The organism is Specibacter sp. NPDC057265, from assembly GCF_042668835.1.
Taxonomy (GTDB): Bacteria; Actinomycetota; Actinomycetes; order Actinomycetales; family Micrococcaceae; genus Specibacter.
Genome location: NZ_JBHUYE010000002.1, coordinates 55,255 through 79,402, shown reverse-complemented (window position 1 = coordinate 79,402; position 24,148 = coordinate 55,255). Strand labels below are relative to the sequence as shown.

At 63.7% G+C, this 24,148-nt stretch carries 20 protein-coding genes; 15 read left to right on the top strand and 5 right to left on the bottom strand.

Going from position 1 to position 24,148, the window contains the following annotated elements; genetic code table 11:
* The first annotated feature begins 20 nt into the window (after positions 1 to 20).
* Positions 21 to 923, top strand: a complete 903-nt coding sequence (locus ACFUCV_RS02295) for a dihydrodipicolinate synthase family protein (protein ID WP_380811610.1) — start codon at positions 21 to 23, stop codon at positions 921 to 923.
* A gap of 43 nt (positions 924 to 966) precedes the next feature.
* Here ACFUCV_RS02295 and ACFUCV_RS02290 read toward each other — a convergent pair whose 3' ends face one another.
* Both ACFUCV_RS02290 and asnB read right to left on the bottom strand, forming a co-directional pair.
* Entirely contained in the window at positions 967 to 1,659 is a 693-nt protein-coding gene (locus ACFUCV_RS02290) for a GNAT family N-acetyltransferase (protein WP_380811608.1), read from the bottom strand.
* A 90-nt stretch (positions 1,660 to 1,749) separates the two neighbouring features.
* Positions 1,750 to 4,434 (bottom strand): asparagine synthase (glutamine-hydrolyzing), encoded by a 2,685-nt coding sequence (asnB, locus tag ACFUCV_RS02285; RefSeq protein WP_380811606.1) that lies wholly within the window; start codon positions 4,432 to 4,434, stop codon positions 1,750 to 1,752.
* Positions 4,435 to 4,566: 132 nt separating this feature from the next.
* Between asnB and pdxT the strand changes: the two genes are divergently transcribed.
* From pdxT to ACFUCV_RS02240, 9 genes are all read left to right on the top strand, one after another.
* Positions 4,567 to 5,253, top strand: coding sequence for a pyridoxal 5'-phosphate synthase glutaminase subunit PdxT (pdxT, locus tag ACFUCV_RS02280; protein ID WP_380811604.1), 687 nt, complete (start codon positions 4,567 to 4,569; stop codon positions 5,251 to 5,253).
* Between the two features lie 2 nt (positions 5,254 to 5,255).
* Positions 5,256 to 6,011, top strand: coding sequence for a YebC/PmpR family DNA-binding transcriptional regulator (locus ACFUCV_RS02275; RefSeq protein ID WP_380811602.1), 756 nt, complete (start codon positions 5,256 to 5,258; stop codon positions 6,009 to 6,011).
* 3 nt (positions 6,012 to 6,014) lie between these two features.
* Positions 6,015 to 6,602, top strand: coding sequence for a crossover junction endodeoxyribonuclease RuvC (ruvC, locus tag ACFUCV_RS02270; RefSeq protein ID WP_380811901.1), 588 nt, complete (start codon positions 6,015 to 6,017; stop codon positions 6,600 to 6,602).
* A gap of 79 nt (positions 6,603 to 6,681) precedes the next feature.
* Positions 6,682 to 7,317: a Holliday junction branch migration protein RuvA gene (gene ruvA, locus ACFUCV_RS02265; protein WP_380811600.1), complete on the top strand. Its 636-nt coding sequence runs from the start codon at positions 6,682 to 6,684 to the stop codon at positions 7,315 to 7,317.
* A gap of 2 nt (positions 7,318 to 7,319) precedes the next feature.
* Entirely contained in the window at positions 7,320 to 8,444 is a 1,125-nt protein-coding gene (gene ruvB, locus ACFUCV_RS02260) for a Holliday junction branch migration DNA helicase RuvB (RefSeq protein ID WP_380811598.1), read from the top strand.
* Positions 8,445 to 8,601: 157 nt separating this feature from the next.
* Positions 8,602 to 9,057 carry a preprotein translocase subunit YajC gene (yajC, locus tag ACFUCV_RS02255; RefSeq protein WP_380811596.1) on the top strand — a complete coding sequence of 152 codons (456 nt, stop codon included), beginning with the start codon at positions 8,602 to 8,604 and terminating at the stop codon, positions 9,055 to 9,057.
* A gap of 94 nt (positions 9,058 to 9,151) precedes the next feature.
* Positions 9,152 to 10,933 (top strand): protein translocase subunit SecD, encoded by a 1,782-nt coding sequence (gene secD / locus ACFUCV_RS02250; RefSeq protein ID WP_380811594.1) that lies wholly within the window; start codon positions 9,152 to 9,154, stop codon positions 10,931 to 10,933.
* Positions 10,933 to 11,940 (top strand): protein translocase subunit SecF, encoded by a 1,008-nt coding sequence (gene secF, locus ACFUCV_RS02245; protein WP_380811592.1) that lies wholly within the window; start codon positions 10,933 to 10,935, stop codon positions 11,938 to 11,940. The genes secD and secF overlap by 1 nt, the downstream gene beginning before the upstream one ends.
* Before the next feature lie 151 nt (positions 11,941 to 12,091).
* On the top strand, positions 12,092 to 14,461 hold the full coding sequence (locus tag ACFUCV_RS02240; RefSeq protein ID WP_380811899.1) for a RelA/SpoT family protein: 2,370 nt from the start codon (positions 12,092 to 12,094) through the stop codon (positions 14,459 to 14,461).
* 20 nt (positions 14,462 to 14,481) lie between these two features.
* On the opposite strand, the gene ACFUCV_RS02235 is transcribed toward ACFUCV_RS02240, so the two are convergent.
* From ACFUCV_RS02235 to ACFUCV_RS02225, 3 genes are all read right to left on the bottom strand, one after another.
* On the bottom strand, positions 14,482 to 15,063 hold the full coding sequence (locus ACFUCV_RS02235) for a hypothetical protein (RefSeq protein ID WP_380811590.1): 582 nt from the start codon (positions 15,061 to 15,063) through the stop codon (positions 14,482 to 14,484).
* Between the two features lie 112 nt (positions 15,064 to 15,175).
* Complete coding sequence (locus tag ACFUCV_RS02230) at positions 15,176 to 16,768, bottom strand: DUF349 domain-containing protein (RefSeq protein ID WP_380811588.1); 1,593 nt, start codon at positions 16,766 to 16,768, stop codon at positions 15,176 to 15,178.
* A 119-nt stretch (positions 16,769 to 16,887) separates the two neighbouring features.
* Positions 16,888 to 17,742 (bottom strand): peptidylprolyl isomerase, encoded by an 855-nt coding sequence (locus ACFUCV_RS02225; RefSeq protein ID WP_380811586.1) that lies wholly within the window; start codon positions 17,740 to 17,742, stop codon positions 16,888 to 16,890.
* A gap of 247 nt (positions 17,743 to 17,989) precedes the next feature.
* On the opposite strand from ACFUCV_RS02225, the gene hisS reads away from it, so the two are divergent.
* The 5 genes from hisS (at position 17,990) to ACFUCV_RS02200 (ending at position 23,900) form a co-directional block, all read left to right on the top strand.
* Positions 17,990 to 19,336 carry a histidine--tRNA ligase gene (gene hisS / locus ACFUCV_RS02220; RefSeq protein ID WP_380811584.1) on the top strand — a complete coding sequence of 449 codons (1,347 nt, stop codon included), beginning with the start codon at positions 17,990 to 17,992 and terminating at the stop codon, positions 19,334 to 19,336.
* A gap of 101 nt (positions 19,337 to 19,437) precedes the next feature.
* Positions 19,438 to 21,213 carry an aspartate--tRNA ligase gene (gene aspS, locus ACFUCV_RS02215; RefSeq protein WP_380811582.1) on the top strand — a complete coding sequence of 592 codons (1,776 nt, stop codon included), beginning with the start codon at positions 19,438 to 19,440 and terminating at the stop codon, positions 21,211 to 21,213.
* Positions 21,214 to 21,376: 163 nt separating this feature from the next.
* Positions 21,377 to 21,982 (top strand): GNAT family N-acetyltransferase, encoded by a 606-nt coding sequence (locus ACFUCV_RS02210; RefSeq protein ID WP_380811580.1) that lies wholly within the window; start codon positions 21,377 to 21,379, stop codon positions 21,980 to 21,982.
* Between the two features lie 208 nt (positions 21,983 to 22,190).
* The gene (locus tag ACFUCV_RS02205; RefSeq protein ID WP_380811578.1) at positions 22,191 to 23,384 is read left to right on the top strand and encodes an AI-2E family transporter; all 1,194 of its coding nucleotides are present in this window, start codon (positions 22,191 to 22,193) and stop codon (positions 23,382 to 23,384) included.
* A gap of 327 nt (positions 23,385 to 23,711) precedes the next feature.
* Positions 23,712 to 23,900 (top strand): hypothetical protein, encoded by a 189-nt coding sequence (locus ACFUCV_RS02200; RefSeq protein WP_380811576.1) that lies wholly within the window; start codon positions 23,712 to 23,714, stop codon positions 23,898 to 23,900.
* The last annotated feature ends 248 nt before the right edge of the window (positions 23,901 to 24,148 follow it).

The following is a 24,148-nucleotide window of genomic DNA, read 5'->3' as shown; positions in this document are numbered from 1 at the left end:
ACCGAGAAGGACTTCTCCCCATGCCCCCATTTACCGGCCTTGTGGCTTATCCCATTACGCCCCTGAGCAACGGGGGTGAACTGGACCTGGCTTCCCTGGCCCGCCTGGTCAGCTCCTGCGTTGAGGCAGCTGTCTCCGGGGTGGCGGTTTTGGCCAGCTCGGGTGCCGGGGTGACGTTCAGCGCCCAGGAACGCGGTGCGGTGGTGGCGGCGGCAGTGACGGCGGCGGGGCACACCCCGGTGTATGCGGCCGTCTCGGCGGCGGGCACGCGGGAGGTGCTGGAACTGGCCCGCCAGGCGGAAGCGGCGGGCGCGGCGGGCCTGGTGCTGGCCCCTTTTTCCTACCTGCCGTTGACCGAGGCGGAGGTCAGGGAGCTGTTTGAACGCCTCAGCGACGCCACGGAACTGCCGCTGTGCTTTTACAACAAGCCCGTGCAGACCCACTACGACGTCACCCCGGGGACGCTGGCATTTTTGGCCGCGCAAACCCGCGTGGCCGCCGTCAAGGATTCCATGCGCCGGGACAATGTTCCGCTGCGCCTGGCGCAGCTGCGCGAGGCCGTGGGGGAAGACTTCTCCCTGGGCCTGAGCTCGGATGTGCACCTGATCAGCGCTCTGCCGCAGGTAGACGCGTGGCACAGCGGGCTGGCGGCGCTGCTGCCCCATGAGTTTGCGCGGCTCTGGGCGGCCGCGCATTCGGCCGCGTCTCCGGAAGGGAGCCGGGAGCGTCTGCTCCAGCTTGCCCGGGAAGTGGCGCAGACACCCCACGGAATTGGTGCGCTGCACGCCGTGGCCCGTGAGCTGGGCATTTCCACGGCCATGCCCCGCGGACCTTTTGGTGCCGCAGGCGCTGGGGATGTGGCCCGGTTGCGGCAGGCACTCGATGCCTGGCCTGGCCAGCCCGCGGCCGGCCGCCCGCGCTGACGCGTGACGGTGCCTCGTGGCGGTGCCTCAGGGCGCCGGTGTTTTACTGCGCCAGGTTTTGCGCCGGGAGGTGGAACCACCAGGTCTGGCCCTTGCCAATGAGCTCAAAGCCAAGGTTGCGGAACAGCCGCTGCCCATCCGGGGTGGCGTGCAGCAGCAGGTGCTCGGCACCTGCGTTGAAGGCCGCTTCGGAAAGCTTGTTCACCATGGCGGTGCCCATGCCGGTGCGCCGGTGCTCGGCATTGACGTAAAGGTCAAAGATGCCGGCCAAATGTTTGCTGCCTTGTTCCGGTGGGCAGTACGCGTAGGCGCTGCCCACCGCCTCCTGGCCGTGGTGCGCGGCAGCAAACCAGACCTGGTTTTCCACCGCCGGGCTGACGTTGATCCTGGCATCGTCCGATTCGCTGGCCGCCGCCACAGTCTCCACATCCAGCGCACGGGTCATCCACCACGGCTGCCAACCGCGTTCAAAACGCCACTGCGGCAAAATTCCCGCCCGCACCGAGGCGTTCATCCACACGCCCACGCTTTCAGCGCCCCGGCGCTCCGCCTCTGCCAGCGCCGGGGCCAGCCCCGACTCCGTGATGTCGGTGGGGAAAAGGCAGAGCATCTGGCGGGTGCCTGGCAGCCACACCCAGTCCATGCGATGCGTGGAAAACGAGCGCCCGCCCGTCGCCTCAGCCAGTGCCCGGAACCAAGCATGTTGTGTGCGTTGGCAATCGGCGAGGGTGACCATGAAGTATCTTCCGTTTGAAAAAGGCGCGGTTTTCTTAACCCAGAACGACGACGGAGGCGCGCGCACCCGTCGTCGTTCTGGCTGGGGGAACTACTTTTGTGTGAAGACCACGGACATCGGGGTGGTCTCGGTGGTCTGGCCCTGCGGGTTGTCGCGGAAAATGTCCTCCAACACCGTCTTGGTCAACGCCGTGTCATGGCCCAGGGCCACCACGCCCAGATCGTTGGCGTCCATGATGGCGGTGCCGGCAAAGGTGGCGGCGTATTCGGCCGGCACGGTGGCCTTGACCAGGGCGCTGAGGCGGGCAGCGACACCGTCGGGATCAATGGGCGCGTACTTCACCGAGTGGGTGGAGGTGCCCACCTGGTAGCCCGCGGCGCCGTCAATGGCGTTGATGTTGTGTCCCACCACCTCATAAAATACGCCCGACTTGCCCTGCAGTTTGCCCAGGACGCTGCGCGCGGAGGCGTACATGATCTTTGGCAGGCCCACCTCGTCAATGGCCAACTGCATGGACCAGGGGCTGGCCAGGCCAATGCCGCCGGGATTGCGGGTGACAAACTTGCTGAAAATGCGGGCAGCGGCGGAGACCTTGATGTCCCAGACCGGGATGGAGCGGCCCTGGGTCATGGCCACAATTTTCTCCGAGACGAACAAGTACCAGGGCGTGTTGGCTGTGGCTTCGGCATGGTCGCCGCCGGCGGCGGGCAGGCCGTCAAAGTAACGCTTGACGTACTTCATCACCGTGGGGTCAAAATCGGTTTCCTTGTAAAAGACCTCCGTGCGCAGCGGGTAGCGAAGGAAGGTGCCGGCGCCGCCCGGAACGGTGATGGCCAGGGACTTGCCGGCGTTGGGGATGTAGTCGCTCTTGCCTTCGATGCCGGCCCTGACCTCTGGCTCGTCAAAGAATTCACGCAGCCACAGCTCGGTGTTGATCAAGCGCCAGAACACCATGGTGGAGCCGGCGCTCTTGCCGCTCAGGTACTCCTCGAAGGCGTACAGCACGGCATTCTGGTCCCAGTAGGGCCGGGCACCAAAGGAGGAGGAGAGGAAGATCTCGTAGATCTTTTCCTTCATCAGCCCAAACCATTCCGCCTCCGGGGTGGTGAAGCCAATCTTGTTGCGCCGGTTGCTGATCATTTCCGGCAGCAGCTCGCGGGTCGCGTCGCGCAGGATGCGCTTGTTCCAGCCGCCCTTGATGATGGACTCGTCATCAAGGCTGAACAGGAACTTCACCACCTCCTTGTCCAAGAACGGCACGCGGCCTTCCAGGGAGAAGCGCATGGTGTTCTTGTCCTCGTAGCGCAGCACGGCCGGCAGGGACTTGTGGAACAGGTCGTCAATGAGGCGCAGCTTCAGGTTGTCGGCAATGTTGGAGAATTTCTCCGACTTGTGCGCGGACGTGAAGTCCTTTTTCAGCAACGGCGTGATGCCGGGGGCCTTTTTCAGTGTCAACGCGCCCTGGATGCGGAAGCGGGCCAGACGGAAGAGGATGTCGGAGCTGGAAACCAGCTCCTTGGCCAGTTTTACCTTCTGGCCGTCCTTTTTCAGCTGGCGCAGGTAGGCAAAGTAATAGGGGATGTAGCCGGCCATCATTTCATCGGCGCCCTGGCCGTCCAGCAGCACCGTGACGTGCTTGGATGCTTCACGCATCACCTGGTACTGGGCGTACGGTCCGGAGGAAATGATGGGCTCCTCCATGGTGCGCACAAAGTCCTCCAGGTCCGCCACGAACTCGGCGGCCTGCGGCCGGATCTTGTGGCTGATGACGTTGCCCTCGCAGCGGGCCAGCACGGCGTCCGCGTACTTTTCCTCATCGTTGAGCGAATTGGGGAACACTGCCGAGAAGGTTTGCTGCTTGGCGCCCAAAGAATCGGTCGCCGCCGCTTTTTCGGCCATCAGCTTGTTGATGGTGGCCACCACTGCCGAGGAATCCAGCCCGCCTGAGAGCGCGGTTCCCACGGGAACTTCGGACTGCAGGCGCAGGCGCACGCCCTCGGTGAAACGCTGGCGGTACTCCTCAATGACGGCCTTGGAATAAGGCGTCTTTACCCTTGCCAGCTCGGCCAGTTCCTCCTTCAGGCGGGTGTAGGCGCTGATGACGGCGGTTCCGGCAGGACCGGCGGCGGTGTCCACGGTGTTCACCACGAGCTTCTCACCGGGCATGAGCTTATGGACCCCGGCGAAGAAGGTGGCCGATTCCTCGTCATGGATGCGGAACTGCAGGTAGCGGTACAGGATGCGCTCATCAACGCGGCGTTCAAACTTGTCCGCTGCCAGCAGCGGCTTGATTTCGGAGCCAAACAGCAAGGTGGGTGCCGCGGCGGTGCCGCCGGTGGCGTAGTACAGCGGTTTGATGCCAAAGTGGTCACGGGCCAGCACCAGGCGGTTGTTGACGCTGTCATGGATGGCCAGGCCAAACATGCCATTGAACTTGTCAAAAGCGGCGTCGCCCCACTCTTCGTAGGACTGCAGCACCACTTCGGTGTCGGATTCCGTGGCGAAAGTGCGGCCCAGGGAGATGAGTTCTTCGCGCAGATCGAGGTAGTTGTAGACCTCGCCGTTGTAGATGAGGACGATTTTGCCGTCGGCGCTGTACATGGGCTCCTGGCCATGGGCAACGTCAATGATGGACAGGCGGCGATGCGCCAGTCCCACACCGTCCTGCATGTATATGCCCGAACCATCCGGGCCGCGGTGCTCTATGCACGCATTCATCTGCTGCAACAGGGCTTCGTCAGCCCCGTAACCGTAGTATCCGGCGATTCCGCACATACTTGCTTACCTCATCTTTAGTACGTCAGTCCTGCCGACCATGCTACTTGCTCAGGGGCCTTTCCCCATTCACGCCGCCCGGTGGGAGCCGGAAGTTAACGGTGTGAGATGCAGCCCACCTATGATGTGAAAGTGAATTTTAATGCCTCCGCTTCCCGTGCTTCCGGACCCTTGGTGGGGGTGCTTGCCCTGCAGGGCGATGTCCAGGAGCATCTTCGTGCCCTGCAGTCCAGCGGGGCCCGGGCCGTGCCCGTGCGCCGCCCCGGCGAACTGGAGCACCTTGATGGTCTGGTGATTCCCGGCGGTGAATCCACCACCATGGACAAACTCAGCCGCAGCTTTGGCCTGCGGGAACCGCTGCAGGAGCGCATTGCCGCCGGGCTGCCGGTCTATGGCAGCTGCGCGGGAATGATCATGCTGGCCTCCGAGCTGGTGGATCCGGCCACGGATTTGGCCGGCACGCCGCAGCAGACCCTGGGGGGTTTGGACATCACGGTGCGCCGCAACGCCTTTGGCCGCCAGGTGGACTCCTTTGAAACGGCCCTTGATTTTCGCGGCCTCGCCCCCGCCGGCGGGCAGGAAAAACCTCTGCACGCAGTGTTCATTCGGGCGCCCTGGGTGGAACGTGTTGGACCTGATGTTCAGGTCCTGGCCACCGTGAGCCTGCCGCAGAACGGACAAAACGCTAGGATTGAACCAGTTGTTCGTGCCGTTGCCGTTCGTTCGCGGCATTTGCTGGCCACCTCCTTCCATCCGGAAGTGACGGGGGAGCGCCGCATCCACGAGCTGTTCATCCGCATGATTGAAGGAGAAGCGTAACCATGTCAGGCCACTCCAAATGGGCAACCACCAAGCACAAAAAAGCTATTCTCGACAGCCGCCGGGCCAAGTCCTTCGCCAAGCTCATTAAAACCATTGAAGTAGCGGCCCGCGGCGGCGGCGCCGACCTGCAGGGCAACCCGGCCCTTGAACTGGCTGTGAGCAAGGCCAAGAAGACCTCCGTTCCCGCCGACAATATTGAACGTGCCATCAAGCGCGGCGCGGGACTGCTCGGCGACGCCGTGGACTACCAGACCATCATGTATGAAGGCTACGGTCCGCAGGGTTCGGCAATCCTCATTGAGTGCCTCACCGACAACAAGAACCGTGCAGCGTCCGAGGTCCGCCTGGCCGTGGGCCGCAATGGCGGCAACATGGGGGATCCGGGTTCGGTGGCCTACATGTTCACGCGCAAGGGAATTGTGGTCCTGCCCCGGAACGGCCTCAGCGAAGACGATCTGCTCATGGCCGTCCTCGACGCCGGCGCCGAGGAAGTCAAGGGCAGCGGCGAGAACTTTGAGGTCATTTGCGAGCCCCAGGACCTGCCCGCCGTCCGCGCCGCGCTGGCCGAGGCCGGCATTGAGTACGAAAGCGACGAGGCGGGTTTTGTTCCGTCCATGCAGGTTGAACTGGATGTGGACAATGCCCGCAAGTTCATGAAGCTTTACGATGCGCTGGAGGACCTCGACGACGTCCAGAACATCTACTCCAACGCCGACATGAGCCCCGAGGTTCTTGCGGCACTTGAAGAGGACTAGGAACTGCGTGTTCTGGGAGTCGACCCCGGACTGACCCGTTGCGGGCTGGGCGTGGTGGATGTTGCCGCCAACCGATCGGCCACCCTGGTGGGCGTGGGCGTGGTGGGCAGCTCCCACGAGCTCGGTCTGGACGCCCGGCTGCTGGTCATTGCCGACGCCGTGGACCAGTGGCTGGATGCCTTTAAACCCGATGTGCTGGCCCTTGAGCGTGTTTTTGCCCAGACCAACCTCAGCACCGTCATGGGTGTGGCCCAGGTTTCCGGGGTGGTCATGGTGGCGGCTGCGCGGCGCGGGATTCCCGTGGCCCTGCACACGCCCTCCGAGGTGAAGGCTGCCGTGACGGGCAATGGCCGGGCCGGCAAGGAGAATGTCACGGCCATGGTGGTGCGGATCCTGGGCCTGGATGCGCCGCCCCGGCCGGCCGACGCCGCCGACGCGCTGGCCCTGGCCATTGCCCACGCCTGGCGCAGCGGCAACACCTTTGCCCCTGACGGGGCAGGCGCCACAGCGGCCCAGCGGCTGTGGCGGGATGCGGAGACCAAGTCCAAAACCCGCAAGAACAAGGAAAATCCGGACGCCAAATGGAACTAGTGGCTCGTAACTATGTTCGACTACACTGGGTAGCAGCAATGACTGGCCCAGAGTCCGGAACCTCAACAGGAGCACTTGCATGATTAGTTTTGTCCGCGGCCCCGTCGCCTCGCTTTCGCTCTCCCATGCCGTCATTGACGTCAATGGGGTGGGCATGCTGGTCATTGCCACCCCCAAGACCCTGGGCCGGCTGCACCTGGGGGAGGAAACCAGCCTCGTCACGGCCATGGTGGTTCGTGAGGATTCCATGACGCTCTACGGTTTTGCCGAGGAGCGGGAGCGGGAAATTTTTGACATCCTGACCTCCGTCAGCGGCATCGGACCACGTCTGGCGCTGGCCATCTTGTCGGTGCTGGAACCGGAAAGCATTGCCGCGGGGGTGGCCAACGGCGACGGCAAGGCCTTCACCAAGGTCCCGGGCGTGGGGCCCAAGGTCGCCGGCCGCATCGTCTTGGAACTAAAGGGCAAGCTGCATCCGCTGTCCGCGCCGCAGACTGGCGCCCCCGCCGCCGCGGCCCCCATGGAGTGGAAGGACCAGGTGGTGGCAGCCATGACCAGCCTGGGCTGGAATGAAAGGGATGCCAACAAGGCCATTGAGGCCACCTTGGCCACCGAGCCCGAGCTGGAAGAAGGCGGCAACGTGCCCGCGGTGCTGCGGGCCACGCTGCGCTGGCTGGGGCAGGACTCCACCCGCCAAAAGAGCGGACTGAGGTAAAAATGGCTGACGACGACCAATCCCCGACACTGCTGCCCGGACAAATCAGTGTGGGGCGGGGCCCGGCAGCTCCCCGGGGGGCCAGCGAACTGGCCGCACCCGTGGGCGAACCGGAGGAACGCGAGCTGGAGGCCGCCCTGCGGCCGCGGAACCTGTCCGACTTCGTGGGACAGGAGCGGGTCCGCAAGCAGTTGGCCCTGGTGCTGGCTGCATCCAAAATCCGTGGCCGCAGCGCCGACCACGTTCTCATGTCGGGTCCTCCTGGGCTGGGCAAGACCACGCTGGCCATGATTGTGGCGGCGGAAATGAACGCCCCCCTGCGCATCAGCTCCGGCCCGGCAATCCAGCATGCCGGGGACCTTGCGGCCATTCTGTCCTCACTCACCGAAGGTGAGGTGTTGTTCCTGGATGAAATCCACCGCATGTCGCGGCCCGCGGAGGAAATGCTGTACATGGCCATGGAGGATTTCCGGGTGGACATCATTGTGGGCAAGGGGGCCGGGGCCACAGCCATCCCCTTGGAGCTGCCCGCGTTCACTCTGGTGGGGGCCACCACCCGCGCGGGCCTGCTTCCCGGTCCGCTGCGGGACAGGTTCGGCTTCACCGGTCATTTGGAGTTTTATTCCGTGGCCGAGTTGGAGCTGGTTTTGCGCCGTTCCGCCGGCATGATGGACCTCAAGCTCAGCAGCGCCGGTTTTGCCCAGATAGCGGGCAGGTCCCGGGGCACGCCCCGCATAGCCAACCGCCTGCTGCGGCGGGTCCGTGACTGGGCGCTGGTGCATGGGCTGGAAGTCATTGACGCCGGCGCGGCCTCGGCGGCCCTGGACATGTATGAAGTGGATGCCCGGGGTTTGGACCGTCTGGACAGGTCTGTGCTGGATGCGCTGATCAACAAGTTCAATGGCGGACCGGTGGGGCTCTCCACCCTGGCGATTGCCGTGGGGGAGGAGAGCGAGACCGTGGAGACGGTTGCCGAGCCGTTCCTGGTTCGCGAGGGCCTGCTGGGACGCACGCCGCGGGGCCGCATTGCCTTGCCGGCTGCGTGGGAGCACTTGGGTTTGAAGATGCCCGGCAATGCCGTGGCTGCCGCCATGCTGCCATTGGATGCCGAGGGTTTGGACAGCTAGTTTGCGGGTCCGTTGAGGTTCCGGCAGCACTCTTCTGCGCCTTTGGTGATGTTTTACTGCCAGCGTCCAGCTTTACCCTTTAGACTGGTATGACGTCCGGCACGTTTCAACCGCGCCGAGACCCTTCAATTTTTACTTAAAGAATGGAACCTCAGCTGTGCTCTTCAGCAGTATTCTAGCCGCCGAAACACCAGCCCCGACAGGGCTCTTCAGCGGCGCCAACATTGTCCTCTTCGCCTTGTTTGCCGTGCTCATATTCATGATGTTGCGCAAGCAGAAAAAGGCCAAGGCTGCTGCCCAGGAGCGCCGTTCACAGTTGGCCCCCGGAGTGGAAATGATGACCAACTTCGGCTTGTTCGGCAAGGTCATCTCCATTGACGAGGAGGAGAACAAGATCGTTTTGGAAATCTCCCCGGGCACCACCGCCACTGTCCACCGCCAGACAGTGGCCAAGATCATCGAACCGTCTGAAGTCGACGCCACGGTCCCTGACGCCACGGTCCCCAACGATGCCTCCTCGCTGGCACTGGGACTGGAGAAGCGCCCCCACGAGAGCGAAACCGCCGCGGAATCCCTCGAACGCTTGAAAAAAGAAAACAATAAAGACAACTAGCCTCATTCGGGTTGGCTGCTGCTGGGCCGCATTCTTGCCGGCACAGCAGCATTGCCATGTTCACTACACCCATGACCTATAGAAGGATCCCTTGATGGCACGAACAGGTCCCACGTCCACGGCCCGGCGAACTTTGCTGTGGCTGGCGGCGCTCATCATTGCTTGCACTTTGGCAGTGGGTGGCGGCGTGCTTTCCGGCGCAACCACCTGGGCGCCGAAGCTTGGTCTTGACCTTGAGGGTGGCACGCAGATGATTCTGGCACCCAAGGTGGAGGGTTCCGGTCAAATTGCGGCCGAGCAATTGGAGCAGGCTGTCTCCATCATCAGGCAGCGCGTTGACGGCTCTGGTGTTGCTGAAGCCCAAATTGCCACCGAAGGCGGCAAAAACGTGGTGGTCAGCATGCCCGGCAGCCCCAGTGAGGAGGAACGCAACCTCATCAAGGCCTCGGCCAACATGAACTTCCGCCCCGTGATCCTCACCACCCAGGTTCCGGCAGGAGCGGTTGCTGAAGCTGAACGCACACCCGAGGACCAGCTCCCGGTCCCCACCGCCGAACCCGTGGATGCCAGCGACCCCAACTGGGTGGATGCTGCGCTTTTGAAGCAGTTTGAGGCCACCAGCTGCATCGCCCCGCTCACGGACCGCCCCACCACCTCCGACCCGGAGAAGCCGCTGGTCAGCTGTGAACCGGATACGGGTGTGAAATACATTCTGGGACCGGTTGAAATTCCCGGCAAGTGGATCAGCACTGCGTCCTACGGCCTCATGTCAGGCGCGCAGGGAGCCACGACCAATGAATGGTCGGTGCAGCTGGAACTGGTCAAGCCCGAAGGTGCCGAAGCCTTCAAGTCCGTCACCCAGCGGCTCAATGGCAAGTACCTGGCCAACCCCAACGACCCGCAGTCGCAGTTCGCGATTGTCTTGGACGACAGCGTGGTTTCGGCTCCACGGTCCCAGGCGGTCATCACCGACGGCCAATCCTCCATCACCGGCAACTTCACCGAAGCCAGCGCGAAGGCGTTGGCGGATCAGCTCAAATTCGGTTCGCTGCCCATCAGCTTTGAAATCCAAAGTGAAATCCAGATCTCTGCCACCTTGGGCCTGCAGCAGCTGGAAATGGGTATCCTGGCAGGTCTCATAGGTCTGCTGCTGGTGGTGGTTTATTCACTCTTCCAGTACCGCGCCCTGGGTCTGGTCACCATCTTTTCCCTGGTCATTGCGGGTGTCTTGACCTACCTGGCAATTGTGCTGTTGGGCTGGGTGGAAAACTACCGCCTGTCGTTGGCCGGCGTGGCAGGCATCATTGTGGCCATTGGCCAGACCGCCGACTCCTTCATTGTCTACTTTGAACGGGTCAGGGACGAGCTTCGTGATGGCCGCGGGCTCGTGGCCGCCGTCGAAAACGGCTGGGCCCGGGCCAAGCGCACCATTTTGGCTTCCAAGGCCGTCAACGTGCTGGCCTCCCTGGTGCTGTACTTTGTCTCCGTTGGCAGCGTCAAAGGCTTTGCGTTCACCCTCGGGTTGACGGCCGTGGCCGACCTGATCGTGGTCTTCATGTTCACCCACCCCGCCCTGCAGGTGCTGGCACGGACCAAGTTCTTCGGCGAGGGGCACCGCTTCTCCGGACTTGACCCCGCCACCTTGGGTGTTGTGCCCCTGTACCGCGGTGCCGGACGCATGCGCACCCCCGAGGAAACCGCGCAGGTCCTCCAGCTTAAAAACTCCCGTGCCGCCGGCGAAGCCGAGCGTCGCCAGACCATTGCCGAGCGTCGTTTGGCAGCCCAGCGTGCCAGCGCGGAAAAGGCCATGGCCGGCGGCCCCGGTGCCAAGGCCGCGCGCTCCGATTCCGGCGACGACTCCAAGGAGAGCAAGTAATGAAGAGCTTCGCTACATTTGGAAACGAGCTGTACACCGGCGAACGCTCCTACGAGTTCGTGGGCAAGCGCAGGATCTGGTTCAGCATCACCTTCGTTGCCGTGGTGCTGTCCATCCTGCTGCCCCTTCTTGGCGGCGGCTTCAACTTTGGCATTGACTTCCGGGGAGGTTCACAGTTCACCATTTCGCAGGTGGCCGACACCAACGTGGCCATTGGCCAGGAAGCGGTCAATGCGGCGGCACCGGGCACCGAAGCGGTGGTGACGAACATTGCCGGTGACACCATGCAGGTCCAGACGGAACGTCTCAGCGACGATCAGACCATTGCTGTCAAGGAATCCCTGCAGGACGCCTACGCGGTCTCGGATGACAATGTGACCTCCACTTTTGTGGGCCCCAACTGGGGGCAGGACGTCTCACGCCAGGCCATCATTGGCTTCATTGTGTTTGTTGTCCTGGCCACGGTGCTTATGGCCCTGTATTTCCGTACCTGGCGCATGTCCATTGCCGCGGTGGTGGGTCTGCTGGTGGTCATGATTGTGACGGCCGGCATTTATGGCGCGTCCAACTTTGAAGTGACGCCGTCTGCCATCATTGGCTTTTTGACCATCCTCAGCTACTGCCTGTATGACACGGTGGTGGTGTTCGACAAGGTCAGGGAAAACACCTCCGACATCACCAAATCCACCCGCCGCAGTTTTGCGGAGGAGGTCAACCTTGCCGTGAACCAGACGCTGGTGCGCTCCATCAACACCATGATGGTGGGCATCATCCCCGTGGGTTCGGTTTTGTTCATTGGTGCCCTGTTGCTGGGTGCCGGAACGCTGCGCGACTTGTCACTGGCCTTGTTCATTGGGATCATCGTGAGCACCTTCTCCACCATCTTCGTGGCCGCGCCCCTGTACTCCTGGCTGCGCGAGCGTGAACCGGAACTGGCCAAACAGGCCAGGAAGGTCCAGCAGCAGCGCGCGGCCGCAGCTGCCACCGAAAAGGTCGACGCCGGCTGACAGCTGCCCGGCCGTGGCCGGGCAGCGCCCTGATGGGACGGGCCGGGATGGGATGCATGACATCTTGTCCCGGCCTTCCTTATGGTCAAAAACTTGCCGCCGCCACCTTAGACTTGTTTAATGCTCCGAGTAGGGGTGCATGAACTTTCGAATGCGTGAGGGAGGCAGTGCGGTGGCTGGTGAATCAACCTCCCGTGGGTCTGCGGGCGGCGGGACAGGGCAATCCGTGGCCAGTCCCGCGCAAACCGAGGTGCAAACGCAGGATCCCCGGCCCACGTTCCCGGGCCGGCGCGAACGCACACGCTCGCGCCTGGCCCGCCTGACAGGCTGGTCGACGGAGAGCCATTCGCCCATCCTCGAGCCGCTGCTGCGCATTGTCCGCGCACGCAACCCCAAAGAAGACTTTGATTTGATCCAGCGCGCCTTCGTGGTGGCGGAAAAGTATCACGAGGGTCAAAAGCGGAAAAGCGGGGACCCCTACATCACCCACCCGGTGGCCGTGGCCACCATTCTTGCCGAGATGGGAATGTCCGGCAGCACCCTTGCCGCCGCCCTGCTGCATGACACGGTGGAGGACACCGCCTATACCCTTGCCGAGCTGGAGCGTGACTTCAGCGCCGAAATCCGGGTCCTGGTCGATGGCGTCACCAAGCTGGACAAGGTGGAATTCGGGGACGCAGCCCAGGCGGAGACCGTCCGAAAAATGGTTATTGCCATGGCCCAGGACATCCGGGTGCTGGTCATAAAGCTGGCCGACAGGCTGCACAACGCCCGCACCTGGCGCTTTGTCTCGGCGGCGTCCTCGGGTAAAAAGGCGCGGGAAACACTTGACATCTTTGCCCCGCTGGCGCACCGCCTGGGCATGAACGCGGTGAAGTGGGAGCTTGAGGAACTGTCCTTCGCGGCCTTGTATCCGAAGGTGTACGAGGAAATTGTCCGCATGGTGCAGGACAGGTCACCGGAGCGCGAGAAGCAGCTGAGCATCATCCGGCGCGACATTGCCGAGGTGCTGCGCACCTCCAAGATCAAGGCCGACATCACCGGCAGGCCCAAACACTACTACTCCATCTATCAAAAAATGGTGGTCCGCAACAAGGACTTCGATGACATCAATGACTTGATTGGTGTGCGGGTGGTGGTGGACACCGTGGGTGACTGTTACGCGGCACTGGGGCAGATCCATTCCCTGTGGAGCCCGCTGGTGGGCCGTTTCAAGGATTACATTGCGCTGCCCAAGTTCAACATGTACCAGTCGCTGCACACCACTGTGGTGGGCCCCGGCGGCAAGTTGGTTGAAATCCAGATCCGCACCCTGGAAATGCACCGGCGGGCCGAGTACGGCGTGGCCGCGCACTGGAAGTACAAGTCCGGGAACAAGAACCCCGTGGGCGTCCAGGAGGACATGAACTGGTTGCGGTCACTGCTGGACTGGCAGCAGGAAACCAGTGATTCCAATGAGTTCCTGGATTCCCTGCGCTATGAGATGAACTCCAAGGAAGTGTACGTCTACACTCCCAAGGGCAAAATCATTGCCCTTCCCGAAGGGGCCACACCGGTCGACTTTGCGTACTCGGTGCATACCGAGGTGGGCAACCGCACCATTGGCGCACGTGTCAATGGGAAGCTGGTGCCCCTGAACAGTGAACTCTCCCACGGGGACACCGTGGAAATCTTCACCAACAAGGCTGAAGGGGCGGGCCCCAGCCAGGACTGGCAGAACTTCGTCAAGAGCGCCCGCGCCCGGAACAAGATCCGCCAGTGGTTCACCAAGGAACGCCGCGACGAGTCCATTGAAAAGGGCAAGGATCTGCTGACCAAGGCAATGCGCAAGCAAAACCTGCCGCTGCAGAAGATGATGACCCATGACGGCCTGCTGGCCGTGACGGAACACTTTCATTACGTGGATATTGCCGGGCTTTATGCCGCCGTGGGCGATGGTCACACCTCGGCCCAGTCGGTGGTGGAAAAGCTTCGGGACGTCCTGGGCGTCAGCGACGACCTCGAAGACACAGCGGTTCCGGCCGACACCCACCTCTCCAATGCCCGCTCGAGGATTTCCGAATCCGGCGTCATTGTCCATGGCATGGGGGACGTGCTGGTGAAACTGGCCAGGTGCTGCACCCCGGTGCCCCCAGACCCGATCTCCGGCTTTGTCACCAAGGGCTCCGGAATTTCAGTGCACCGCCAGGACTGCCCCAATTTCAAGCACATGGAAAGCGAACCCGGACGCCTGGTGGACGTGGAATGGGCGCCCACCCAGTCCGGGGTGTTCCTGGTGGAGATCCAGGTCGAGGCGCTTGACCGCAAGAGCCTGCTTTCGGACGTGACACGGGTGCTGGCGGAAACCCATGTCAACATTTTGGCTGCCAGCGTCAACACCTCCCGCGACCGCATGGCCATTTCGAAGTTTGCCTTTGAAATGGGGGATCCAAAGTACCTCGACCACGTCCTGAACGCCATCCGGCGCATTGACGGGGTCTTTGACGTCTACCGTTCCACCGGCTCCCATCGCCGGGCTTAGGGCCCGGGCCGTCTGGCTCCTCATGCGCCACCGGGCTGCCGGACAAGTTCCAGCGCACGCGTCCGGCCGGGCACGTGCCGCATCGCAAGCAGGGCCGCCAGCACCCGGTCCCTGCCGCAGTCCAGCTCTTCATGCCCCATCAGGGCTGCCAAGACCTGCCCGGCCAGCGGCAGTGGTGCGCTCCGGGCCACATCCACTGCCGTGCGCACGGGGCTGGTGACGCAGCAGCCGGCAAGTTCCCACACATCGTGGGCGGCCAGCTGGAGCTCCCGCAGGGAACAGCCGCTAAACGGGGGCAGTTGGGCGCTTTTGCCTCCGGGCATCAAAAACAGGGCCAGGGGACTCGGCGGCGGCGCGCAGCCGTAGACCCAGGCGGCGGACAGCTGAGCCACAATGGCCCGCCGTGCCAGGCTTGCCGGCACCTGCACCGCCAGCGCGGCCGCCCGCAGCTCCACGGTCTCAGGCATCCCGGCGGGCACAAAGACCGTGCCGTCGAGGTGGCGCAGCACGCCGTCGAGCTTCATGGCATGCAGCTCCGCCAGGCTGAACCTCGCATCCGGCACCAGCAGCTGCTGCTGTGCCGGGGGCGTGGGGGCTGTCATGGAACAAGCCTGCACCCTGGCCCGGGCACGCAAAAGGCCCCTGCACCGAATTGTGGACAACCCGGTGCAGGGGCCTTGGCCGAAGAGGAGCGGCACACGCTCCGCAGAAAGGCTAGGAGAAGTCTGCTGCAGCCTTCTGGATTTGCTCCAGCCACAGTTCCCGGGCTTGCAGGGCCTCCGACGCCTTGGCGGTTTTACGGGCGTCGCCAGCCTTTTCCGCTTTGGCGAGGTCTTCCCTGAGTCCGGCAATGGTCGCTTCCAGCTGGCTGAGGGCGCTGCTGGTGCGGGCCTTGGCTTCCGGGTCGCTCCGACGCCAATTGTCCTCGTCGGCGGCGCGGACGGCGTCCTCGACCTTCCGCAGGGCAGCTTCCACCCGCTGCATGTCATTGCGGGGGACCTTGCCGGCTTCCTCCCAGCGGTCGCGGATGTTGGCCAGCGTCTTCTTGGCGGCGGTGAGGTCCTTGATGGGCAGCAGGGCCTGCGCCTCCTTGATGAGCTCCTCCTTCACCAGCAGGTTGGCGCCAAATTCCTCATCGAGGGCATTGTTGGCTTCCTGGCGGGCGGCAAAGAATTTGTCCTGCGCGCCGCGGAAGCGTGCCCAGAGGGCGTCGTCGTCCTTGCGGCTGGCGCGTGGGGAGGCTTTCCACTGGTCCATGAGGCGGCGGTATTCCCCGGCCGCCCAGCCCCACTCGGTTGAGGTGGCCAATTCCTCGGCGGCTTCAATCAAAGCCTCCTTGGCGGCCTTGGCGGCTGCATTGACATTGTCCAGCTGGGAGAAGTACGCGCGGCGGTGACGGTCAAAGATGGTGCGCGCGCTGCGGAACCGCTTCCACAGCCCCTCCTCGGTGGCCCGGCCCAGACGCATGCCGGACTTTTGTGCCTGCTTCCAGGACTCGAAAAGTTCATTCATGCGGGCGCTGCTGATTTTCCACTGGATTGTGGCCGGATCACCGGCGGCAATGGCCTCGGCTTCGGCAACAATGGCCTCGCGGGCGGCAAGTTCGACGCCGCGTGCGGCCTCGTGCGCGGACCGTTCGGCTGCGGTGAGGGCCTTGATGTTCTCCTCCAGCGCCGACAGGCGGGCCAGGGCGGCGTTGACGTCACCGACGGAAGTGCGCTCAGCCAACTGTGCGCGCAGGTGCGCCACGGTCTTGGTCATGTCGGCAGTGGGCGCCTTGGCTTCCACACGGGCCTCCAACAGCGCAATCTGGGCCAGGATGTCTTCGAATTTGCGGGCAAAGTAGGCCAGGGCCTCATCCTTGCTGGCACCGGGGTATTGGCCCACCGGGAATTCTTCGCCATCGAGCAGCAAAAAGACGTGACCGTCCTCTTCGGCGCGGCCAAACTTCGCAGCTTCAGCCAGGTTCACCGCCACGGGGGCCGGAACCGGAGCCGGAGCCGGCGCGGTGGCCGGGCCCTTGGGGCGGGCTGCAAAAGCGGCCGGCGAGGGGGCCCCTGCAGGAGCCTTCGGCGCCGGTGCGGCACCGGCATCCGGCTTTGCTGCCTGCTCCGCGCCGGCGGCGGGCTCCTCGGAAGCGGGCGTCGCGGGGGCGGCTTCCAGCTCCGCGGCGGGCGCTTCGTTGGCTGCCTCCGGCCCGGGGGCCTGCGCCGGGTCAGCCGCAGCTACGGCAGCGTCCTGTTCGGCAGCAGCGCCGTCCGGCTGGGTTGAGGCAAGTGTTTCGTCGGATTCTTGACTGTATGTCACCGCTAAAAGTCTTTCGCGTCGGGGGAGAAGGGTAAATGCTGTGAGGTGGATCCGGCCGTGATCGCGTGTTGCAGGTTCCCGTGGACACTGTGATCTGTGCCGGGATGGCCGCCATGAAATTAGTTGATCTGGAACGAGTCTATCGTCACCTTGGTCTTGGGTGCACCGTCTGTGCTGCCGCCTTCAATGCCATCGGCCGCAATGGCGGTGACGGCGTCGAGGCCTCCGGTGACCTTTCCAACAATCGTGTAGCCCCCCGTTTCCTGCGGCAGGGTGGTGTCTTCAAAGGTGATGAAGAACTGGGTGCCATTGGAGAAGGTGCTGCTGGCCCGCGCCACGGCAATGGTTCCGGCCGGGTACTTGCCATCGGCTGGGCTGTTCTCCACCGGTCCCCACTGATAGTCCGGGTTGCCTTGGCCGTCGCCCTTGGCCGAGCCGCACTGCAGCAGGCCAAATCCGGGGGCGTTTGCCAAACGGTGGCACGTTTTGCCCGTCATGAAACCGCTGTCGGCCAGGGACTTGAACACTGCTGCTGCCTGGGGCGCCCGGGTACCGTCGAGTTCCACGTCCAGCGTTTTTCCATTCAGGGAAAGCGTCCCGGTAAACACCTGGTCCTTTGCCGTGGCGGCATCGGGCACGGTGGGGCTGTTGCTTTCGGCGGGCGTTGACGGCCCGGCACTGGCTGGTGCCGTGCCGCCGGCAGCCGTTTCGGTGGCGCCCGCGCTGGTGGGAGCGTCGGTGGCGGCCGCGTCGGTGACGGCCGCGCCGTCGTCCTTGGGCAGGAAAACCGTCAGGGCCAACACGGTGGCAACAGCCAGGGCAACAACCATGACGATGAGCGCCACATCGTTGTCGCGCTTGCGCCTGCGCAGCTGCTCGCGCTGCAGTGACTGGTTTGCCTCCATGCGCGCAACGCGCAGCTTTGCCTCGCGGCCGGGCTTGTTGCTGTTGACCAACTGTGTCTCTTTCCTCATTGTTTAAGCGTCTTGGCTGCGCGCATGGTCCGCGCAGCGGGGGCGGTGTCTGCCACACTTTGCCCTGGACCGGTTGGGGGTTGGGACGCCAAGCCCTATAAAATGGCAGCCGGAGCCAGTTTACCCATGCGGACGCGCACCTCGGCGAGCATGACCTGGCCAACTTTGCAGCATTGTTCAACCACCCGTCCCACCGCCCACCCGTCGCTTGAACCGGCCGGCGGTGAATGTTAGGAGAGCACCACCCATGGCACGCAACGCCTCCTTGTCCGGCTTCCCCGAATGGCTTCCCGAGGAGCGGTTGGTGGAACAGCATGTGCTGGACACGCTGCGTCGAACCTTTGAACTGCATGGCTTCAGCTCCATTGAAACGCGCGCCGTGGAGACGGTGGGCCAGTTGCTGCGCAAGGGCGAGATTGACAAGGAAGTCTACGGACTTTCCCGCCTGCAGGACGACGACGGCAACGCGGCCGCCGCTGCCAAGGACGACCCCAATGCCCTGGCCCTGCACTTTGATCTCACAGTGCCCTTTGCCCGGTACGTGGTGGAAAATGCCGGCCACCTTTCCTTCCCCTTCCGGCGCTACCAGATCCAAAAGGTCTGGCGCGGGGAACGTCCGCAGGAGGGCCGTGCCCGCGAGTTCACGCAGGCGGACATTGACGTGGTGGGCGACGGCGTGCTGCCCTTCCGCTACGACGTGGAACTGGCGCTGGTCATTGTCCAGGCGCTGTCCGCGCTGCCCATTCCGGCGTTCAAGCTGCGCGTGAACAACCGGAAACTGGCCGAGGGCTTCTACCGCGGCATAGGACTCGCCGACACTGCCGGGGTGCTGCGCAGCATCGACAAGCTGGAAAAGATTGGTGCGCCGGCTGTGGCTACGTTGCTGAAGAACGAGCTGGGCGCCACCGACGAGCAGGCTGCGCTGGCCTTGTCTTTGGCATCCATCCGCACGGAAGACACCTCCTTTGTGGCAGCGGTGCGCGCCCTGGGCGTCAGCAATGAGCTCTTGGAAGAGGGCCTCAACGAGCTGGAACAGGTCATTGCCGCCGCCGTCAAGAGCGCCCCCGGCTCGGTGGTGGCCGATCTGTCCATTGCCCGGGGCCTGGACTACTACACGGGAACTGTCTACGAGACGGTTCTGGTGGGCCATGAAGCCTTGGGTTCCATCTGTTCCGGCGGCCGTTACGATGCGCTGGCGGCCAAGGGCAACCGGAAGTTCCCAGGGGTGGGACTGTCCATTGGTGTCACCCGCCTGGTGGCCCGCATTTTGAGTCAGGAGTTCGCCAAGGCCTCCCGCAGCGTGCCCACGGCGGTGCTGGTCACCTTGACCGACGAAGACAGCTGGTCCGAGGCGCAGGACGTGGCAACGGCCCTGCGTGCCCGCGGCGTTTCCACGGAAGTGGCGGCCAAAGCCGACAAGTTTGGCAAGCAGATCAAGTACGCCGACAAGCGGGGCATCCCCTTTGTGTGGTTCACGGACGAAGACGGCGCGCACCAGGTGAAGGACATTCGCTCGGGCGAACAGCTCGCAGCCGACCTTGGTTCCTGGATGCCCCCGGCCGCGGACCTGGTTCCGCAGATCCTGCTGGCATAAGTTGCCCGTGATAACCGTCGTGGCTCCCACGGTAAACTTCTAGACAGACTCCCTTTACGCGGCCCCCAGTGGGCCGAAAAATCTCCATTGAAAGGAATGCTGTGCTGCGCACACATGACCTGGGCTCCCTGCGGGCTGAACATATTGGCCAAACCGTCACCCTCTCGGGATGGGTTGCCCGCCGCCGCGACCATGGCGGCGTGGCCTTTTTGGACCTGAGGGATGCCTCGGGTGTGGCGCAAATTGTGGTCCGTGAGGAAGAGGTCTTCCACTCCCTGCGCAACGAGTTCGTGCTGCAGATCACCGGCACCGTCTCACGTCGCCCAGAGGGCAATGAAAACCCCTCCCTCGCCACAGGTGAGATTGAAGTCATGGCCGATGACGTCGTCGTGCTGAACGAGGCGGCGCCGCTGCCGTTCCAGGTGGACGAGCACGTGGAGGTGGGGGAGGAAGCGCGCTTGAAGCACCGCTACCTGGACCTGCGCCGCCCCGGCATGCAGCGCAACCTGCGCCTGCGCTCGGAAGCCAACCGGGTGGCCCGGAACCTGCTGCACGAGCAGGGCTACACCGAAATTGAAACCCCCACGCTGACCCGTTCCACCCCCGAAGGTGCCCGCGACTTCGTGGTGCCGGCACGCCTGGCCCCCGGATCCTGGTACGCGCTGCCGCAGTCCCCGCAGCTGTTCAAGCAGCTGCTGCAGGTGGGCGGTTTTGAAAAGTACTACCAGATTGCCCGCTGCTACCGGGACGAGGACTTCCGCGCGGACCGCCAGCCGGAATTCACGCAGTTGGACATTGAGGCCTCCTTCGTGGACCAGGACGACATCATTGCCCTGGGCGAGAAGATCGTCTCAGAGCTGTGGAAGCTGATCGACGTCGAAATTCCGCTGCCCATCCGCCGCATGACGTACCGCGACGCCATGGCCCGCTACGGCTCCGACAAGCCCGACCTGCGTTTCGGTCTGGAACTGACGGACTTGACCGAATTCTTCAAGGACACTGAATTCGGCGTTTTCAAGGCACCCTATGTGGGTGCGGTGGTCATGCCCGGTGGTGCCTCACAGCCCCGCCGCCAGCTGGATGCCTGGCAGGAATGGGCCAAACAGCGCGGCGCCAAAGGCCTGGCCTACGTCCTGTTCAAGGCGGAGGGCGAGCTGACCGGCCCGGTGGCCAAGAACCTCACGGACACCGAGCGTGCCGGCCTGGCTGACGCCGTGGGCGCCAAGCCCGGCGACGCAATCTTCTTCGCCGCCGGCGAGGTGGCCAGCTCCCGTGCCCTGTTGGGTGCCGCCCGTGTGGAGATCGGCCACCGCACCGGTCTGATCGACCCCAAGGACTGGGCATTCGTCTGGGTGGTGGATGCCCCCATGTTTGAACCCGCCTCCGACGCCGTTGCCTCCGGTGACGTGGCCGTGGGCGCAGGCAAATGGACGGCAGTGCACCACGCCTTCACTTCGCCCAAACCCGAATTCATGGACACCTTCGACACGGATCCGGAATCGGCACTGGCCTACGCCTACGACATTGTCTGCAATGGCAATGAAATTGGCGGTGGTTCCATCCGTATCCACCGCAGTGACGTGCAGCAGCGGGTCTTTGAGGTCATGGGCCTCTCACCTGAGGATGCGCAGGAGAAGTTCGGCTTCCTGCTCGAGGGCTTCAAGTTCGGTGCCCCGCCGCACGGCGGAATCGCCATTGGCTGGGACCGTGCCGTGTCCCTGCTGGCAGGTGTTGACTCCATCCGCGACGTCATTGCCTTCCCGAAGTCAGGCGGCGGCTACGATCCGCTGACGGCGGCTCCGGCGCCCATCACCGCCCAACAGCGCAAGGAAGCCGGGGTGGACTTCAAGCCCGAAGCCAAGCCCGAAGCCAAGTAAGCACCCTTCGTGGAAGCAGTGCAGAACCGGCCCTCCAAAATGGAGGGCCGGTTCTTCGCGTTCGGGCACCGAAACTTCAACCCTGCCCTCCAATGGAACGCCCGGTTTTGCAGGTCCTGACAACCATCAGGAACAAGCACGCCTGCAGATTCTGGAGCGGCTCATGGATGCGGCGTGGCCGGCCTTGGACAGCGCAACCCTGCATGCTTGGAAGCTCCGATCAGCAGGCTCCGTCACCCGGCGCGCCAACTCGATTTTGCCCCTTGCCTGCCCGGACGGCCTGTCTGCTGCCCTGAGCGCCGCCGTTGCCTCGGGCGTTCACATCACCCTCGACGCGGCGCCGTCCCCTGCCTGGCTGGAGTTGTGGTGGCGTGTGGACGGCAGGGGAGGGCCCGCCGAAAGGAGCATTGCCGAGCGCATTTTATTGGGCGCACCCGCCATCCATGCCACGGCATTCGACACCTCCGGGCGGGCCGTGGGCACCGGACGGTGGGCCTTGGCTGCAGTGGCCGGGGTTGGGGCCTGGGGGGGCATCTATGCCATGGCGGTGCACACTGATGCGCGACGGCGGGGCATGGCGGGGAACATTCTTGGCGTACTTGTTGCGGCAGGCAGGGACTTGGGGGTGCGTGAATTGTGGTTGATGGTCACTGCCGCCAATGCAAGGGCCCAACAGCTGAATACCCGGGCCGGATTTACCGAGGCCGGCCGCTGTCATTACCGGCAGGCGCCACTGCGGGTTGCAGCCGGCTTTGAGGCCCGGGTCTGACTTGGCGTGCGCTGGCATCTGTTGTGGACAGCTGTAATTCGTGCCGTGGGCCCCGGTGGTTTGGAACGCAGGCACACAGCTGAACTGCCGCCATGTTCCTGACGTCCGGGGCTTGTGGGGCACCGCCTCGCCTGCTTCACCGTGCACAAGGGAGGTCCGCCGGCGCTCCAGGCCTTAGAGTGGAAACCATGACACCAGAGGCCACAACATGAGCTTTCGTATTTTCCGCCGGCCCGTTGCCCGTGATGCCGTTCCGGCCACGCCGCCAAGTGCCGCCGGCCGGCAGCTAAAGGCGGCCACCCCAGGTCCGCCTGATGCTGGGAGGGCACCGGCCGAGCGCGTGGCGCTGCTTTGGTCGAACCCACTGGGGCGCACCGCAATCCGGGCGGCCCAGGTGCTGCTGGTTCTGACGCTGGCTGGTGTGGCGGTCTTTGGGCTGTCCCAGGTCAGCCTGGCCGTGCTGCCGCTGCTGATAGCCCTGATCCTCTCCAGCGCCCTCTGGCCGCTGGTGCGTTTGGCCCGCCGGGTCATGTCCGCCATGCTCGCCGCGTGGACAGTGTTTTTAGGCTCCTTGGTGGTCATCGGCGGCGTGGGGACGGGGATAGTCTTCGCCGTTCGGGCCGAGTGGCCGGGGCTGGTGGACCAGGCCGTCCAAGGCTTTCAACAGTTGCAGGGCATGCTGGCTGATTTGCCGCTGGAGATCAACCAGCAACAGATCGACGACGGCGTGAATGCCGTGACGGACTTTCTGACCAGCAGCCAATTCGGGGCAGGTGCCTTGACCGGGCTGTCCGCCGCTGGCAGCTTCTTCACCGGCCTGGTGCTGCTGCTGGTGATCCTGTTCTTTTTCCTCAAGGACGGCGACCGGATCTGGGCTTTCTTCCTTTCCTGGATTCCGGCCAGTTATGAGGCCAAGTGGCGGGCCAGCGGCGCGCGGACCGTTGAGACCTTGGGCGGCTACATCCGCGGCACAGCCATTATTGCCCTGGTCGACGCCGCGGGAATCGGCATTGCGCTGTGGATCCTGCAGGTGCCTTTGGCGTTGCCGCTTGCGGTGATCGTCTTCATCACTTCATTTATCCCCATGGTCGGTGCAACGTTTGCCGGCATCGTTGCCACGCTCGTGGCGCTGGTGGCCAACGGCCCCGTCGTCGCTCTGATCGTGCTCGGCGTGGTGGTCCTGGTGAATCAGCTGGAGGGCAACTTCCTGCAGCCCGTGGTGATGGCGCATGCCTTGAACCTGCATGCCTTGGTCATCCTGCTGGCGCTGACAATTGGTACCGTGCTGGCAGGCCTTGTTGGTGCCGTGCTCTCCGTGCCCATCACCGCCGTCGGATGGGCGGTTGTGAAGATTTGGACCGGCCGCGATACCGAGGCCCTCAAAGCAAAAACCAAGCACTAGCTTTCTTCCCTGGCGCTTAGATCCGGCGGCTGGGGGACGGATCATGTATTTTCAGGTTTTGGAGAAAACAGGGTGGGCGTGCCGGCGTCTCCGCCTGTGAAGGTCCGGTGGGCGGGAACATGCAACGCCCGGCCGGTGATTGGGTGGCGCCGGTAGGGGCTTATCTTCTGGGATTTTAAGCAAAAGCCACGTTCGTCAAAAGGGCTGTTCCGCACTTGGGACCCAGCAGGGGAGGGCGGTGCAGCACCCGCTCATGTGCTCTTCTGGTGGCACCGCGCATGAGTGAAAAGCCTGGATTGGGACAGACGGCCATAGGAGGGTATTGCCTTGGATTTGCTTTCGCTGTTGATCATTGCGGGGATTTGCATCCTCTGTCTGTTGCCGGTGGTTTTCCGGTCATTACGGGGTTTGGATCGGCACGCCGACGACATCCAGGGCAGTGACCCTGAAACCGCGGAAGCGTTGAGGAAGGCGCGGGAAAGCATTGATCGCGGCAAAGGCTGGTATGGGCCGTAGCTGTGGGATCCCGAGCCGGCTGTCACCATGGAATCGCGCTGACCTGGGCCGAAGTGCAGGCCAGAATCACCGAAATCCCCAGTTTCGTGTCACTTTCCTAGGCGCATCGTGGTTGATGGAAATCGTTACGCATGATCCCAAACGGGATGACTAAGTTGCTGGGAATCAGGTGGGCACTAGCGAGCGTTGGGCCAGCTTTGCTGGAGCCAAGGGAATGGGCCCGTATGCCTGCAACTCTGTACCGCGTG

What these genes read in the sequence shown, in the direction of transcription:
- ACFUCV_RS02205 (WP_380811578.1), top strand. Translation starts at nt 22,191, where the DNA reads ATGAGCTTTCGTATTTTCCGCCGGCCCGTTGCCCGTGATGCCGTTCCG.
- ACFUCV_RS02295 (WP_380811610.1), top strand. Translation starts at nt 21, where the DNA reads ATGCCCCCATTTACCGGCCTTGTGGCTTATCCCATTACGCCCCTGAGC.
- ruvB (WP_380811598.1), top strand. Translation starts at nt 7,320, where the DNA reads ATGGCTGACGACGACCAATCCCCGACACTGCTGCCCGGACAAATCAGT.
- ACFUCV_RS02225 (WP_380811586.1), bottom strand. Translation starts at nt 17,742, where the DNA reads ATGAGGAAAGAGACACAGTTGGTCAACAGCAACAAGCCCGGCCGCGAG.
- ACFUCV_RS02240 (WP_380811899.1), top strand. Translation starts at nt 12,092, where the DNA reads ATGCGTGAGGGAGGCAGTGCGGTGGCTGGTGAATCAACCTCCCGTGGG.
- ACFUCV_RS02290 (WP_380811608.1), bottom strand. Translation starts at nt 1,659, where the DNA reads ATGGTCACCCTCGCCGATTGCCAACGCACACAACATGCTTGGTTCCGG.
- ACFUCV_RS02235 (WP_380811590.1), bottom strand. Translation starts at nt 15,063, where the DNA reads ATGACAGCCCCCACGCCCCCGGCACAGCAGCAGCTGCTGGTGCCGGAT.
- ruvA (WP_380811600.1), top strand. Translation starts at nt 6,682, where the DNA reads ATGATTAGTTTTGTCCGCGGCCCCGTCGCCTCGCTTTCGCTCTCCCAT.
- ACFUCV_RS02210 (WP_380811580.1), top strand. Translation starts at nt 21,377, where the DNA reads ATGGATGCGGCGTGGCCGGCCTTGGACAGCGCAACCCTGCATGCTTGG.
- secD (WP_380811594.1), top strand. Translation starts at nt 9,152, where the DNA reads ATGGCACGAACAGGTCCCACGTCCACGGCCCGGCGAACTTTGCTGTGG.
- secF (WP_380811592.1), top strand. Translation starts at nt 10,933, where the DNA reads ATGAAGAGCTTCGCTACATTTGGAAACGAGCTGTACACCGGCGAACGC.
- ACFUCV_RS02275 (WP_380811602.1), top strand. Translation starts at nt 5,256, where the DNA reads ATGTCAGGCCACTCCAAATGGGCAACCACCAAGCACAAAAAAGCTATT.
- asnB (WP_380811606.1), bottom strand. Translation starts at nt 4,434, where the DNA reads ATGTGCGGAATCGCCGGATACTACGGTTACGGGGCTGACGAAGCCCTG.
- hisS (WP_380811584.1), top strand. Translation starts at nt 17,990, where the DNA reads ATGGCACGCAACGCCTCCTTGTCCGGCTTCCCCGAATGGCTTCCCGAG.